Source organism: Halovibrio variabilis, assembly GCF_007991175.1.
Classification (GTDB): Bacteria; Pseudomonadota; Gammaproteobacteria; order Pseudomonadales; family Halomonadaceae; genus Vreelandella; species Vreelandella variabilis.
The window spans coordinates 106,847-120,208 of sequence record NZ_BJXV01000006.1; the positions used below are offsets into that span (position 1 = coordinate 106,847).

At 55.7% G+C, this 13,362-nt stretch carries 12 protein-coding genes; 3 read left to right on the top strand and 9 right to left on the bottom strand.

Features of this window, described 5'->3' with window-relative positions; translation table 11 throughout:
• Window positions 1-17 precede the first annotated feature (17 nt).
• From sixA to HVA01_RS06275, 4 genes are all read right to left on the bottom strand, one after another.
• Window positions 18-500, bottom strand: a complete 483-nt coding sequence (sixA, locus tag HVA01_RS06260) for a phosphohistidine phosphatase SixA (protein ID WP_146874015.1) — start codon at window positions 498-500, stop codon at window positions 18-20.
• The gene (locus tag HVA01_RS06265; RefSeq protein ID WP_246129502.1) at window positions 493-1,635 is read right to left on the bottom strand and encodes an NAD(P)H-dependent glycerol-3-phosphate dehydrogenase; all 1,143 of its coding nucleotides are present in this window, start codon (window positions 1,633-1,635) and stop codon (window positions 493-495) included. Before HVA01_RS06265 ends, sixA begins: the two co-directional genes overlap by 8 nt.
• A gap of 226 nt (window positions 1,636-1,861) precedes the next feature.
• Window positions 1,862-3,781, bottom strand: coding sequence for a molecular chaperone HtpG (htpG, locus tag HVA01_RS06270; protein ID WP_146874017.1), 1,920 nt, complete (start codon window positions 3,779-3,781; stop codon window positions 1,862-1,864).
• Window positions 3,782-3,901: 120 nt separating this feature from the next.
• Entirely contained in the window at window positions 3,902-4,234 is a 333-nt protein-coding gene (locus tag HVA01_RS06275; RefSeq protein WP_146874019.1) for a YkvA family protein, read from the bottom strand.
• A 134-nt stretch (window positions 4,235-4,368) separates the two neighbouring features.
• On the opposite strand from HVA01_RS06275, the gene HVA01_RS06280 reads away from it, so the two are divergent.
• Window positions 4,369-6,333 carry a transglycosylase SLT domain-containing protein gene (locus HVA01_RS06280; RefSeq protein ID WP_146874021.1) on the top strand — a complete coding sequence of 655 codons (1,965 nt, stop codon included), beginning with the start codon at window positions 4,369-4,371 and terminating at the stop codon, window positions 6,331-6,333.
• A 34-nt stretch (window positions 6,334-6,367) separates the two neighbouring features.
• Here the strand turns inward: HVA01_RS06280 and HVA01_RS06285 are convergent, their stop codons facing one another.
• Window positions 6,368-7,024, bottom strand: a complete 657-nt coding sequence (locus HVA01_RS06285) for a LysE family translocator (RefSeq protein WP_146874023.1) — start codon at window positions 7,022-7,024, stop codon at window positions 6,368-6,370.
• A gap of 146 nt (window positions 7,025-7,170) precedes the next feature.
• On the opposite strand from HVA01_RS06285, the gene HVA01_RS06290 reads away from it, so the two are divergent.
• The gene (locus HVA01_RS06290; protein ID WP_007114660.1) at window positions 7,171-7,374 is read left to right on the top strand and encodes a cold-shock protein; all 204 of its coding nucleotides are present in this window, start codon (window positions 7,171-7,173) and stop codon (window positions 7,372-7,374) included.
• Between the two features lie 90 nt (window positions 7,375-7,464).
• Here the strand turns inward: HVA01_RS06290 and HVA01_RS06295 are convergent, their stop codons facing one another.
• The 4 genes from HVA01_RS06295 to HVA01_RS06310 are packed head-to-tail and all read right to left on the bottom strand — an operon-like array spanning window position 7,465 to window position 12,469.
• Window positions 7,465-8,241, bottom strand: coding sequence for a hypothetical protein (locus tag HVA01_RS06295; RefSeq protein ID WP_246129504.1), 777 nt, complete (start codon window positions 8,239-8,241; stop codon window positions 7,465-7,467).
• A gap of 44 nt (window positions 8,242-8,285) precedes the next feature.
• The gene (yegS, locus tag HVA01_RS06300) at window positions 8,286-9,245 is read right to left on the bottom strand and encodes a lipid kinase YegS (protein ID WP_146874024.1); all 960 of its coding nucleotides are present in this window, start codon (window positions 9,243-9,245) and stop codon (window positions 8,286-8,288) included.
• A gap of 46 nt (window positions 9,246-9,291) precedes the next feature.
• Complete coding sequence (gene pepN / locus HVA01_RS06305; RefSeq protein ID WP_146874027.1) at window positions 9,292-11,925, bottom strand: aminopeptidase N; 2,634 nt, start codon at window positions 11,923-11,925, stop codon at window positions 9,292-9,294.
• 58 nt (window positions 11,926-11,983) lie between these two features.
• Window positions 11,984-12,469, bottom strand: a complete 486-nt coding sequence (locus HVA01_RS06310; protein WP_146874029.1) for a YajQ family cyclic di-GMP-binding protein — start codon at window positions 12,467-12,469, stop codon at window positions 11,984-11,986.
• Between the two features lie 250 nt (window positions 12,470-12,719).
• Here HVA01_RS06310 and cobO point away from each other — a divergent pair, with 250 nt between their 5' ends.
• Window positions 12,720-13,319 (top strand): cob(I)yrinic acid a,c-diamide adenosyltransferase, encoded by a 600-nt coding sequence (gene cobO / locus HVA01_RS06315; RefSeq protein ID WP_146874031.1) that lies wholly within the window; start codon window positions 12,720-12,722, stop codon window positions 13,317-13,319.
• The last annotated feature ends 43 nt before the right edge of the window (window positions 13,320-13,362 follow it).

Sequence of the window (13,362 nt, forward strand, 5' to 3'; positions counted from 1 at the left end):
AATGGCACAAATCTAAACTAGGACAGCTGGCTGGGCTGGGTAAATCGCTTCAACTGCGCACAGCCTGCTGCCCACACCTCGGCCTCAAGCTCGGCGATAGCGGCGGTAGGGAAACCAATGCCCTGGGCAGGGCTACCCTCGACCAACAGTCCAGCCAGATCGCCCACCAGCGGCATATGGCTGACCAGCATAATCGGCGCGCCATCAGGCTGCTCAAGCAGCCAGTCACTCACCGCATTGGGCGAGTCATCCGGGGTAATCATAGCCAGCGTTTCAAGCGAACAGCCCAGCGCATCGCACAGTTGCCGGGCGGTTTGCTGCGCTCGCACGTAGGGGCTGGCGTAAAGCCTTGGCATTGCCAGCTCGCCGTCGACCACTCGCTTTACCAGCCAACGCGCCATTTTTTCGGCTTCCTGTTCGCCGTGCGATGTTAAGCGACGTGCCGCATCGGGGGCCCCCGGCGCTGCTTCACCGTGGCGCATTATCAGCACATCAGGCATTTCTGCCTCCACTGTTGTGAGGAGCGTGGTTTTGAGGAGCTTGGTTTTGAGGAGCGTGGCTGTTAGCCGCTGGGTTGTGAGGAGCCTGGTCCCGATGCGCCTGCTGCACGGCTTCACGAGGCAGGATAAACTCAACGTCGCTGCTCTGTTCACCCATCATTAGCGTGCGCGCCATCTCCTTAGCCGCCACGCCGTCAAACAGCACGTGGGAAAGGCCTTCTGCCAGGGGCATATAAACGCCCATTTCACGCGCTTTGGCGCAGACAAGTTTAACGGTATTAACCCCTTCCGCGACCTGACCAAGCGCATCAACGGCCTCTTCCAGCGTACGCCCTTCGCCCATGGCATAACCGACCCGATAGTTGCGGGATAAATTCGACGAACAGGTGACAATTAAATCGCCTACCCCCGCCAAGCCTAAAAAGGTCATGGGATTAGCCCCTTGGGCAACGGCAAAACGGCTCATTTCCGCCAAGGCGCGGGTCATTAACATGCTGCGGGTATTTTCGCCCATCCCCAGTGCTGCCGCCATACCCGCGGCGATGGCGTAAATATTTTTCAGCGCACCGGCAAGCTCAACGCCGTGCCGGTCATCGCTGGCGTAAACGCGGAAGTAACCACAGCCTAACGCCTGCTGAACCCGGGTACGCGTTAGCGGGTCGGCGCTGGCAATCACGGTAGCGGTCAGCTGTTTGTCGGCAATTTCTGAGGCCAGGTTAGGCCCTGCGATCACCCCCACATGGTGATAACCCGTCTCCTGCTCAAGCACCTGGCTCATCAGCAAAAAACCGTCCTGCTCAATACCTTTGGTGGTACTGACCAGTATCTGCTCAGGGCGCAGCCAGGCTTTCGCCGCCTGAACGACGCTGCGAAACGCCTTTGAAGGAATCGCAATCAGCACCAGCTCCGCATCGGCCAGCACCGCTTGAAGATCCGTTGAGGCTTCCACGGCCGGATTCATTGCGTAGTGCGGCAAATAGCGCCCGTTACGATGCTCTCGGTTGATTTGCGTGACCAGCGTTTCGTCACGCATCCACTGACGAACGCAGGCGCCGTTATCGGCAGCAATACTCGCTAGCGCCGTACCGAAGCTGCCGCCCCCCAGTACCGCGACGTTGGTTTGTTGCTCAGCCATAAGGATGTCCTAATCAATCTTGCAGAACGTATATCGCTACTTTATCAAAGTTGGTCTAACAAACTTGGTTTATCAAATCGGGGTTATCAAATCGAGCCCATCAAATCGGGGTTCTAATAAGGTTGGTCTATCAAAGTTGGCCCATCAAAACAGACGGCCCGTTTGGGAAACCAAACGGGCCGTCTTAGGCACAGATAAGCATAGTGCCCTAGCGATAAAACCTAAACTAAGCGGTCAATACGCTGTTCAAACGCTTAACATAGGCGGCAGGATCATCGAGGTGACCGCCTTCAGCAATAATGGCTTGATCAAGCAGGATATAGGCAAGCTGGTTGAAGAGATCGCCTTCTGCGCCTTCTAAACGCGCGACCAGGGCATGCTCGGGGTTAAGCTCTAGAATCGGCTTCACCTCAGGCAATGGCTGACCGGCGGCTTCCATAATGCGGCGCATCTGATAGCCCATCTCGTGTTCCGGCAATACCACACAGGCCGGCGAATCAGTGAGGCGGTGAGTCACTTTTACGTCTTGAACACCACCGTCCAGCGCCTCTTTAACGCGCTTGACCAGATCCTCTTTGGCTTTGGCCGTCTCTTCCTGAGCCTTCTTCTCTTCTTCGTCCTCTACATCGCCCAGGTCCAACTCACCTTTGGCCACATCGGCGAAGGTTTTGCCATCGAACTCGGTCAGATGGCTCATCAGCCAGTCGTCGATGCGATCCGACAGCAGCAGCACTTCGATGCCTTTTTTGCGGAAGATTTCCAGATGCGGGCTGCTCTTGGCCGCATTGAAGCTGTCGGCTACCACATAGTAAATCTTCTGCTGGCCTTCTTTCATGCGCTCAACGTAGTCCGCTAAGCCATGCTCCTGGGCCGCCGTATCGGTGTGAGTTGAGGCAAAACGTAGCAGGCCAGCGATTTTTTCACGGTTAGCTGAATCTTCACCGGGGCCTTCCTTGAGCACGCTGCCGAAGCTGTTCCAGAACGCTTGATACTGCTCTTTATCTTGAGTGAGCTTCTTGAGCATGTCCAAACCGCGCTTGGTAAGCGCCGCTTTGATCTTGTCGACCTTCGGGTCCTGCTGAAGCAATTCGCGAGAAACGTTTAGCGATAGCTCGCGGGTATCTAGCACGCCTTTGATAAAGCGCAGATAGAGCGGTAGGAACTGTTCAGCGTCGTCCATGATGAAGACCCGCTGGACGTAAAGTTTAACGCCCCGCGAGCCATCGCGATCAAACATGTCAAACGGCGCGCGACCCGGCACATAAAGCAGGCTGGTGTATTCAAGCTTGCCCTCTACCTTGTTGTGGCTCCAGGTCAGCGGGTCAGAGAAATCGTGGGCAACGTGCTTGTAAAACGCTTGGTACTCATCGTCGGAAATCTCGCTCTTGGGGCGCGCCCACAGCGCGGTCGCCTCATTGACGGTTTCCCAGGTGGTCACTTCACTGCCTTCGATGCTGTTGCCTTCGTCATCCTTGGCCGTTTCGGTTTTCGGCATGCGCACCGGCACTTCGATGTGATCCGAGTACTTACGAACCAGGCCCTGCAGGCGATAGTCGTCGGCAAACTCTTTAGCGTCGTCTTTCAGATGCAGGGTGATTTCGGTGCCGTGCTGGGCACGCTCGATATCGGCAACGGTAAACTCGCCCTCCCCTTTGGAGCGCCATTCAACGCCTTCAGCAACGTCTGTGCCCGCTTTGCGCGTGCGTACCGCAATTTCATCAGCGACAATAAAGCCCGAGTAGAAGCCAACGCCGAACTGCCCGATCAGCTTAGCGTCTTTTTGCTGCTCGCCGGAGAGCTGATTAAGAAACTCGGCAGTGCCCGAACGGGCAATGGTGCCTAAATTGGCGATGACGTCTTCGCGGTTCATGCCCACACCGTTATCACGTAACGTGATGGTGTTGGCCTCTTTATCATGCTCAATTTCGATACGCAGTTCGCTGTCGCCTTCATACAGCGCGTCGTTATCGAGTGCCGCGTAGCGCAGCTTGTCGCAGGCATCCGCCGAATTCGAGATAAGTTCGCGTAGAAAAATTTCCCGGTTCGAGTACAGGGAATTGATCATCAAATTCAGCAGCTGCTTAACTTCCGTCTGAAAGCCTAGCGTTTCTTCGTGGTTGGCTGTTTCGTGGGTAGCTGTCGTCATGCGCTTAGCCCTTATAGATCACGTTGAGTCATTCGCCTCTGCGCCATAGCAGCAGAGGCATAAAGTTAGTTCGTGAGCCTGATATGGGGATACGCCGCGTTTTTTTCAAGCGGCTGCGCATTAAGAAGGAGTTATATCGGGGTCGCCATATTTCCAGGCGCGATAATCTTCTAAGCATTGATCGATACGGTTGAGCAGCCAACCGACAATCAGCACGTCATCGACCACGCCGATCAGCATCAAAAAATCGGGTATCAGGTCAAACGGCATTATCAGGTAGCCCAGCGCCAGGGCCATCATGGCAAAGGCTGACCAGGGAACAGGCCGAAAACGGCCACGCAGCACGTCACGGGTCATGGGCAGGAACAGCTTTAGCGCACGCACAATACGTTTTGTCGCCCAAAGGCGAGATTTGAGTCGACGCAAGAACCACCAAGTGGATAATGGGGCCATTGTCATTGAATCCTCTGAGTACCTGTAATGTCGGATAGTCGCTGTCAACATTCGTTCATTATAGCAAGCGCTCAGCTGTCACCGCCCCACCTTTCCAGATCACCATTGCCTGACATCGATAGAGAGAGAGCACCATGCTGGTTTCGCCATTTCGCCATACCGCCCGTGCACTTTGTAGCGTTGTGCTGGGCACCGCCCTTTCGGTGGGAATGCCCGCCGTCTCGTGGGCCGCATCCGATAGTGAGTTACGCAACGCCCTCGCCGCGGCCCGGGAACAACAGTGGGCGCGGGTTGATGAACGCTCGATTGAAGACCACCCGCTACGAGGCTATGTCGAATACCACCGCCTAAAAGGACAGTTGCCGAATGCTTCCCCTGAGCAAGTGCAGCGCTTTCTTGACCAATACGCCGACTCTCCTTTGGCTGTGTGGCTCCGGGGTCAGGCGATTGCTCAATACGGCTATGCGGGTCGCTATGGCGACCTGCTCGCCGTTGCTGACGGCGAACCCGCTGGCACGGCGCGCCAATGCTACTACTACACGGCGTTGCTTGATGCTCAACCGCAGCAGGCAAATGCGGCCGGGTTGCAGCTATGGCACGTCGGCAGCTCTCAGCCCGATGCTTGCGACCCGCTTTTTGACCGTCTGCGGGCCAACGGCACGATTGATGCCACGGCGATTTGGGAACGCAAAATGCTGGCCTGGCAGGCGGGTGAGTCACGTCTATCCAGCTACCTGGGTGGGCTATTAAGCGGCCAGTGGCAAACCGCCGTTGAGACCATGGAAAGCGTCAGCGAGCGCAGTGGCGCAATTACTCAGGCGCCCGCCTGTTTGGGCCCGGAGTGTGCCGCCACAGCAAGCTTCTACCGGGCCGCCATGCAGCGCTACACCCGCGAGGACACGCCGGCCGCGTTTGCCGCCTGGCAAGCACTCTCGCCACGCTTGAATCTGTTGCCCAGCGACCGGCAGGCCATTGAAGAAGAACTGGCCTTTTATGCCCTGGTGCGCGAAGTACCCGGCACGCTGAGCTGGGTCGACAGCGTGCTACCCAGCCTTGAAAGCGAGCGTGTGTTAGAACTGCGTGTTCGCCATGCGTTGGCTAACCGGGATTGGAACGATGTGATCCACTGGATTGCTGAAATGCCCGCGGGTCAGCAGGAAAATAGCCGCTGGCAGTACTGGCTGGGCCGCGCCAATACGCAGATTGGCAACCAGGCAGCCGCTGAAGCGCGCTATCAGCAGGCCGCTCAGGATCGCAGTTTTTACGGCTTTGCCGCGGCCGAAAAACTTGGTCAACCCTATCAGCTAAATCTTGAGCGCCATCACTTTGACGAAGTATCACGGCAACGTATTGCTCAACTCCCCGTTGTGCAACGTACCGAGGCCCTCCTGCGCATCGGCGAAGACGGCCTCGCCAACAGCGAGTGGCTGCACGCGGCGCAGAACGGCTCTCCTGAGCAGGCACGGGAATTGGCCGACTACGCCGCCCGCCAGCAGTGGCACGCCCGCTTAGTGCAGACCACCATTGCCGCCGAAATGTGGGATGCCCTGGACTGGCGCTTCCCCCAGGCCTACCACGATGACTTTCAGCACTGGGGCCGTCTCACCGGCGTTGATCCTTACTTGCTGATGGCGATTACCCGTCGGGAAAGCGCCTATAACCCCAATGCGCTTTCGCCCGCCGGCGCGCGTGGTTTAATGCAATTAATGCCGGGCACCGCCCGCCAAGTCAGCCGTGAACTGGGCATTAATGACCCTGGCCCTTACGGCGTGCTCGATCCAGAGCTCAACATCCGCCTGGGCAGCACCTACTTGCGCGACAAACTGCAACGCTACCAGGGCAACCGCCTGGCCGCCGCCGCTGCTTATAACGCAGGCCCTGGGCGCGTCGACCGATGGCTTGGCGATGGCGTAGAGGCCTTTGATCTCTTTGTAGAGAGCATTCCCTACCGAGAAACCCGCAACTATGTGCAGGCGGTGCTTACCTACCGGGTGATTTTTGAGAGCCTCGCCAACGGCGGTAATAGCGAAGGCGTTTCACTGCTTAGCGATAGCGAGCAGCAGGTACGCTACGATCGTGCGTTACTCGCCCGCCGATAAGCCACCCTGCTGCGCTGTTTGCATTCGCGCCCGGTTATACCGGGCGCTGGGTTAGCGCGAGGCGAATTCCAAAGGCAATCAACACGGTGCCAGTGGCGGCGTTTAAGGTTTGCGCAAAACGCGCATTGGCTAACCACCGAGTGGCACTCCCCACCATTAACACAACGCTAATTTGCCATATATTAGCAATCATAAAGTGTACCCCTGCTAACCATAGCGACTTCAGCAATACCGGGTCGCTCGGCGCGATGAACTGAGGCAAAAAGGCCATATAGAACACCACCGTTTTAGGGTTCAGCACATTGGACAAAAAGCCTTCTTTGACCGGCTGCCAGCGAGAGCTTACGGAGGTGCCTTCCAGTACGCCATTAACCGGTAGCGGCTGCCCACGCCGCGCCGCCAATAAACTGGTAATACCCAGCCAAATCAAATAGCCCGCGCCCACCCACTTCAGGGCATGAAAGGCCCAGGCTGATTGCAGCAGGATGAGCGAGATCCCCAGCGCCGAAATCGTCGCATGAATAAACAGGCCACAGCAGATCGCGACGCTGGTGGTGACGCCATCGCGAACGCCACCCCGGGCCGTATTGCGAATCACCAGCAGCGTGTCGACCCCTGGGCTAATCGTTAGCAGCGTGATCGCCACCAGAAAAGAAACAAACTGCGCATCAATAAAGCCAAACTGGGTCATGTGAGCCTGCTCGCAACCAAAGAAAAAATCTTAGCAATGTCGCTGGACGACGGCGGTGTTTACATCTAGAGTAATTATAGCGGGTGAACAATCGAGTTGCCCGTTGTAACTAAGCAAGATAACTAAGCAAGTTAAGGAAACAGAAAATGGCAACTGGCACCGTTAAGTGGTTCAACGATACTAAAGGCTTCGGCTTCATCTCTCCTGATGACGGCGGAGACGACTTGTTCGCCCACTTCTCCGAAATTCAAGCTGAAGGCTTTAAGACCCTGCAAGATGGTCAAAAAGTCAGCTTTGAAGTGACTCAGGGTAAAAAAGGCCTTCAGGCTTCCAACATCCGCCCTGCTTAATTGCAAACGGATGGACAAAGGCCCGCATAAGCGGGCCTTTTTTTATTGCCTATTTGAATACTTCAGCACCGACCATCATCACTTTAGCGGTTAGCCTTCGCTTCGAGATTCTCCGTTACCACCATCACCGACTTCCTGGCTGTCCTCACCGGCGTCCAGTTCGCCGGGCTCCAATACGGCCCCGCTCTCAGGATCTAGACTTTCCAGCTCTTGAAACTGCTCCTCAAGACGTTGCTCCGCTTCTTCGAAGCGACGCTCGGTCTCCTCAATCAGGGCGTCTACATCGGTAGACTCAAGACCATCGTCTAGGGGCGTCCGCTCGGGCACACTGCCCTCAGTCTCCCAAGTAGACGAGAAATCTTCATCTTCGGCTGGCTCTAACGTAGGTGCCTGCTGCTCTACCTCTTGAAACTGTTCTTCAAGACGCTGTTCGGCTTCTTCAAAACGGCGTTCGGTTTCGGCGATCATCTCATCCACATCGGAACGAGTCGCCTCGCCGGGCATTGCGCTCTCTTCATTGAGCACATCCTCAGGATCAGCGGCGAGCGTCTCTTCTCCAGCGTCAACGTCTTCAGCGGGTGCGGTAGCCGCCTCGGCATTTTCCGTATCACTGCCTTCACGCATGGTCTCAGCCTGCTCAAGCTCTTCGGCGGCTTGTGCCTCGATAGTGTCTTCCACTTCGTCAGCGCTGGCTGGCGTGTTTTCGGCCGCAGCCGATGGGGCCTCTTCCTCGCCTACCGTTTCGCCCTCCGAGACCGTTGCGCTTTCATCGTCTGAAGGCGCGGTGGGCTCTTCCTGGGCGTCTCCGCAGGCGCTCAACATAAGCGCCAGGGCGGCGAGTGCGGGTATCCATATGCGATTAGCCATTTAATTTTTCTCCATATAAACAGTAGAACGTGGGTATTAAACACTTAAGCCGCATGATTTGCCGACAACAAAGGGCAATCATCGGGCATTAGCACCCGCAGCGCGAGAGGCACCACTTCAGCGCAAAAGTGTTTATAACAGCGCGCCTCGCCATCCAACGTGAGCGGCCAGGCTGGGTCACCCGCCTCCGCCGTTACCGTCATTTTGGTCGTCGTGAAGTAACGCACAAAGCGTCCGTCGTAAGGAAAGCTCTGTAGCTCATTGATTAGCTTGGTCAACTCCATCATCGATTTGAAGTCTTTGACCAGCAACACGTCCAAAAGACCATCATCAAGCTTGGCGCGAGGCGCTAACACCTGCCCGCCCCCCGACTGGCGGCCATTACCTAGCGCCAATAATAGCAGTGACGCCTCCTCTTGTTTTTCGTCCCAGTGCAGCGAGCCGCGATAGCTACGGTGACGCCACGCTTTTAGCGCGCCCATTAACGAATAGGCGCCGCCACCCAGCATGCGTTTCAGGGTTTTCGGCGTTGAGGAGGTTATTTCAGCGCCGAATCCGCCGGTGGTCATATTGATATAGTAGCCAGTAGACGATTCACTACCACGCCCCGCCGATACTCGGACGACATCAATCGGGTAAGCACTTAGCGTCATTGCCAACGCCAAAGCCGGCCCGGGCTCCAGCGGCAGACCTAACGACGTTGCAAAGTCGTTGGCGCTGCCTAATGGCACAATGCCTAACGCCGGACGTTGATCGTGGGGCAAGCGCATTAAGCCATTCATCACTTCGCTCACGGTACCATCCCCACCACAGGCGATCGCATGGGTGATATCCGTTGCCCCATATTGCTCGACAATATCTTCCGCATCTCCCCCTTCCCAGGTAGCGCGAACAGTAACCTGCTTCCCTGCCTGGCGTTGCCCTTCGACTGCTTCGCGCAATGCCGGATTCCCGGCCGATTTACCGTTGACAATCAGTAAATAATGCTGCTTAGAGTCTGTCACTGGTGTTAATCCTTTCCTTGGTTAACCGCTTTAAGCACCTATCGCCTTACTGCACTAACGCCTTCTCGACCACTTCATACACATTGGCAGAAAGGGGCTGTTGTTTAATCCGCTCAAGCTGTGACCGCATTAATTCCTGGCGGGTTTCATCAAAGCGCTGCCAGCGCGTTAACGGGGTAATGAGCCGCGCGGCAATTTCAGGATTGAGCAGGTTAAGCTCAATAACCACATCAGCCAATAGTTGGTAGCCTTGACCATCGATGCGGTGGAAATTAACCCGGTTCTGAGCAAACGCACCGATTAGCGCGCGGACCTTGTTGGGATTTTTGAGCGAAAAAGCAGGGTGCTGCATTAAGTACTTCACCCGTTCCAGCACGTCTGGCTGAGGGCGCGATACCTGAATAGTGAACCACTGATCCATCACCAAGGGGTCGTGAGCCCACTTCTCGCCAAAGGCTTTCAAGGCTGGCGAGGCAAGATCATCGCGGTCACTGTGCACCAATAGCGTGAGCGCTTGACGCACATCGGTCATATTGTGGTCGTCGGCAAACTGCGCTTCACACAGTGCTAGGCCCTGCTCGTCTTCAATCGACATCAAATAGGCAAGCGCGACGTTTTTCAAGCTACGCTGAGCTATTTGTGCTGGCGTCGGCGCATAGGGCGCTTCCGCCACATTGGCCGCAAAGATAGCGAGAAATTCATCGCGCAGGGTAACGGCCAGGGACTGGCGCACAAATTCACGCGCGGCGTGAATGGCCTCAACGTCGACAATGGGCTGCTGCTCGGCGATATACGCTTCAGAAGGCAGCGTCAACATCTCTGCCAATACGGCCTTATCGTTCATTGGCCCGGTCAGCAATGCTTTAAAGGCATCCACCACGCGGCTATCCATGACTTTTTCGACGCCGTTGCGGTGGGCGGCAATCAAGTCTTCCAACGCTAACAAGGCCAATCGCTGACCGGCATCCCAGCGGTTGAAGCCATCGCTGTCGTGGGTCAGCAAAAAGGCCAGCTCCTCCCGGGAATAGGGGTAATTCAGCTTAACCGGCGCAGAAAACTCACGCAGCAAGGAAGGTACCGGCGCTTCGGCAACATCGGTAAAGACAAACGTCTGCTCGTCGTCACGCAGGTGAATAACCGCGTCTTTACCGATCTTTTCGCCATCGAGCGTCAGGGTTAGATCCTGGCCCGACTTGGTGCCCACCAAGCCCATATGCACGGGGATATGCAGCGGCTGCTTATTCGGCTGCCCTGGCGTTGCAGGCGTGCGCTGATGTAGCGTTAGCTGGTACTCACCATGCACGTAATCGTACTCGCCATGGGCGTCGATCTCGGGCGTGCCTGCCTGGGCGTACCAGCGCATAAACTGACTCAGGTCTTCACCGGAAACCTCCGCCATACAGCCGACGAAATCCTCAATGGTCACCGCCTGGCCGTCGAAGCGAGCAAAATACAGGTCTGAGCCGCGACGAAAATTCTCCCAGCCGACCAGGTTGCGCAGCATGCGCACGACTTCGGCACCTTTTTCATAAATCGTCAGAGTATAGAAGTTGGTAATTTCAATAAAATGGTCGGGGCGAATCGGGTGCGCCGTTGGGCCGCCATCTTCGGCAAACTGCGCAGTGCGGAAAAACGACACATCCTGAATACGCTTGACCGGGGCAGAATTGGTGTCCGCCGAAAAGCATTGATCACGAAAGACCGTAAAGCCCTCTTTCAGCGAGAGCTGAAACCAGTCGCGGCAGGTGACGCGATTACCCGACCAGTTGTGAAAGTATTCATGGGCAACGATGCCTTCGACACTCTGAAAAGCAGCGTCAGTCGCCGTATGGGGGTGGGTCAATACCGCAGCGGCGTTAAAAATATTAAGGCCTTTGTTTTCCATCGCCCCCATATTGAAGTCGTTGACCGCCACAATCATAAACAGATCCAGGTCATATTCGCGGCCGTAGGTCTGCTCGTCCCACGCCATGGCGCGCTTTAACGAGGCCATGGCATGCTCGGTCTTGTCTAGATTGTCTTTTTCCACCCAAATCTGCAGCGTGACATCGCGACCGCTCATGGTGGTGAAGTGGTCTTCTATGCTGTGTAAATTGCCCGCAACAAGAGCAAACAAATAACAGGGCTTGGGGTGCGGGTCTTCCCAAGTCGCAAAATGACGCCCACCTTCCAGCTCGCCGCGCTCTAGCGGATTGCCGTTGGCCAGCAAAACCGGCTCATGTTGCTGATTGCCGATGACAGTGACCTTAAACGTCGCCATAACGTCCGGGCGGTCGGGGTAAAAGGTGATCCGCCGAAAGCCTTCCGCCTCGCACTGAGTGCAGTACATGCCATTGGATTGATACAGGCCTTCTAGCGCCGTGTTCTCCTGCGGGGCAATCTCCACCTCGCTTTCCAACGTGAACTGCTCGGGCACTTGCGCAATGCTCAGGGCTTGTTCGTCCAGCGTATAAGCAGAGGCCTCCAGCGGCGCTGCATCTATCGCCAGGGAGATCAGCTTTAAATGCTCGCCATTTAACACAAGCGGCGCGTTAGCGTCAGCCTCTGGATGACGCTCCATCAATAGTCGCGCTTTCACACGGGTCGCGGCGGGGTCAAGATCAAACGTCAGCTCGGTATGGGTTACCCGGTAGGCGGGCGGCTGGTAGTCGCTTAAATAAACCGGCTGCGGATCAGACATAGTGCGGGACTCCTGTATAAAACGAATATTACATAATCAGTTTAGTTAACATCACCGCTTAATCGCGGAAATTATCAAATTGAAGGGGTAGATCCGGCCCCTCTTCGCCGCGTAGTAGCGCCATGACGTTTTGTAAGTCGTCGCGTTTTTTACCCGTTACCCGGACTTTCTCACCTTGGATTTGCGCCTGCACTTTTAACTTGCTGGCTTTGATACGCTTAACCACATCTTTGGCTTCCGCCGCGTCGAGCCCTTCCTTGAGAGCGACTTCCTGGCGCGCTTTCACGCCTGTGAGTACGGGGTCTTGGATATCCATACAGCGGGCATCGATGCCCCGGGCGATAAGACGTGCACGCAGCACATCGAGCATTTGCTTAAGCTGGAAATCAACTTCAGCCTCGAGCTGCACTTTGTCACCTTCAAGGGTGAAGCTGGCATCGACGCCTTTAAAATCAAACCGCGACTGCACTTCTCGGTTGGCTTGATCAACGGCGTTGGCGCCTTCGTGCTTATCGAACTCTGAGACAATATCAAATGAGGGCATTATGTAATTCCTGGCGAGACATGACCCCCTATTCTAGAGCAGCCAACCCCCTAGGGGCCAATTCTGTTGTTTTTTGTTGCTTTACCGCACCCATTATTAAGACAAATCTTCGCCAAGACTGAAAAATATTTGTACAGAAATTATCTTCAAGCACCTCCGTAAAGATGTTCAACCCTCTCCGGATGGCTTAGGCTAGCGGTTTATAAAATCGTCTATTGTTCAACCTACTCTTTTTTTACCAGGAGATACCATGAGTGACCGCGACACCCGCCACAAAGCCTCCATGCAAAAACTCAAGGCCCGCGTTGACGAGAAAGTCGCCAGTGCCGATGAGCAGCGCGGTCTGGTTATCGTTAACACCGGCAATGGCAAAGGCAAAACAACGGCCGCCTGGGGCACGGTTACCCGGTCGTTAGGCTATGGCTATAAAGTAGCCGTGGTGCAGTTTATTAAAGGGCTTTGGGAGTGTGGCGAACGCAATCGTTTGGAGGAGGATACCAACCTAGAAGTGGCGATCATGGCGACCGGCTTCACCTGGGATACGCAAAATCGCCAAGCGGATACCGACGCCTGTCACGCAGTATGGAAAGAAGCCGAGCGCATGCTGGCGGACCCAGACACCTATCTGGTGGTGCTCGACGAAATCACCTATATGCTCAAGTTTGGCTACCTGGACATCGCTACCGTCAAGCAGGCGCTAGAAAATCGCCCGACGGAGCAGACGGTGATTATCACTGGCCGTAACGCCCACCGCGAATTAGTCGACATGGCCGATACGGTGACCGAAATGCAGGAAGTGCGCCACGCCTTTAACAATGGGATACAGGCGCGTCGCGGCATCGACTTTTAATGGCGATTTAGCAATGCAAAAGGGGCAACGTAGTTGCCCCTTT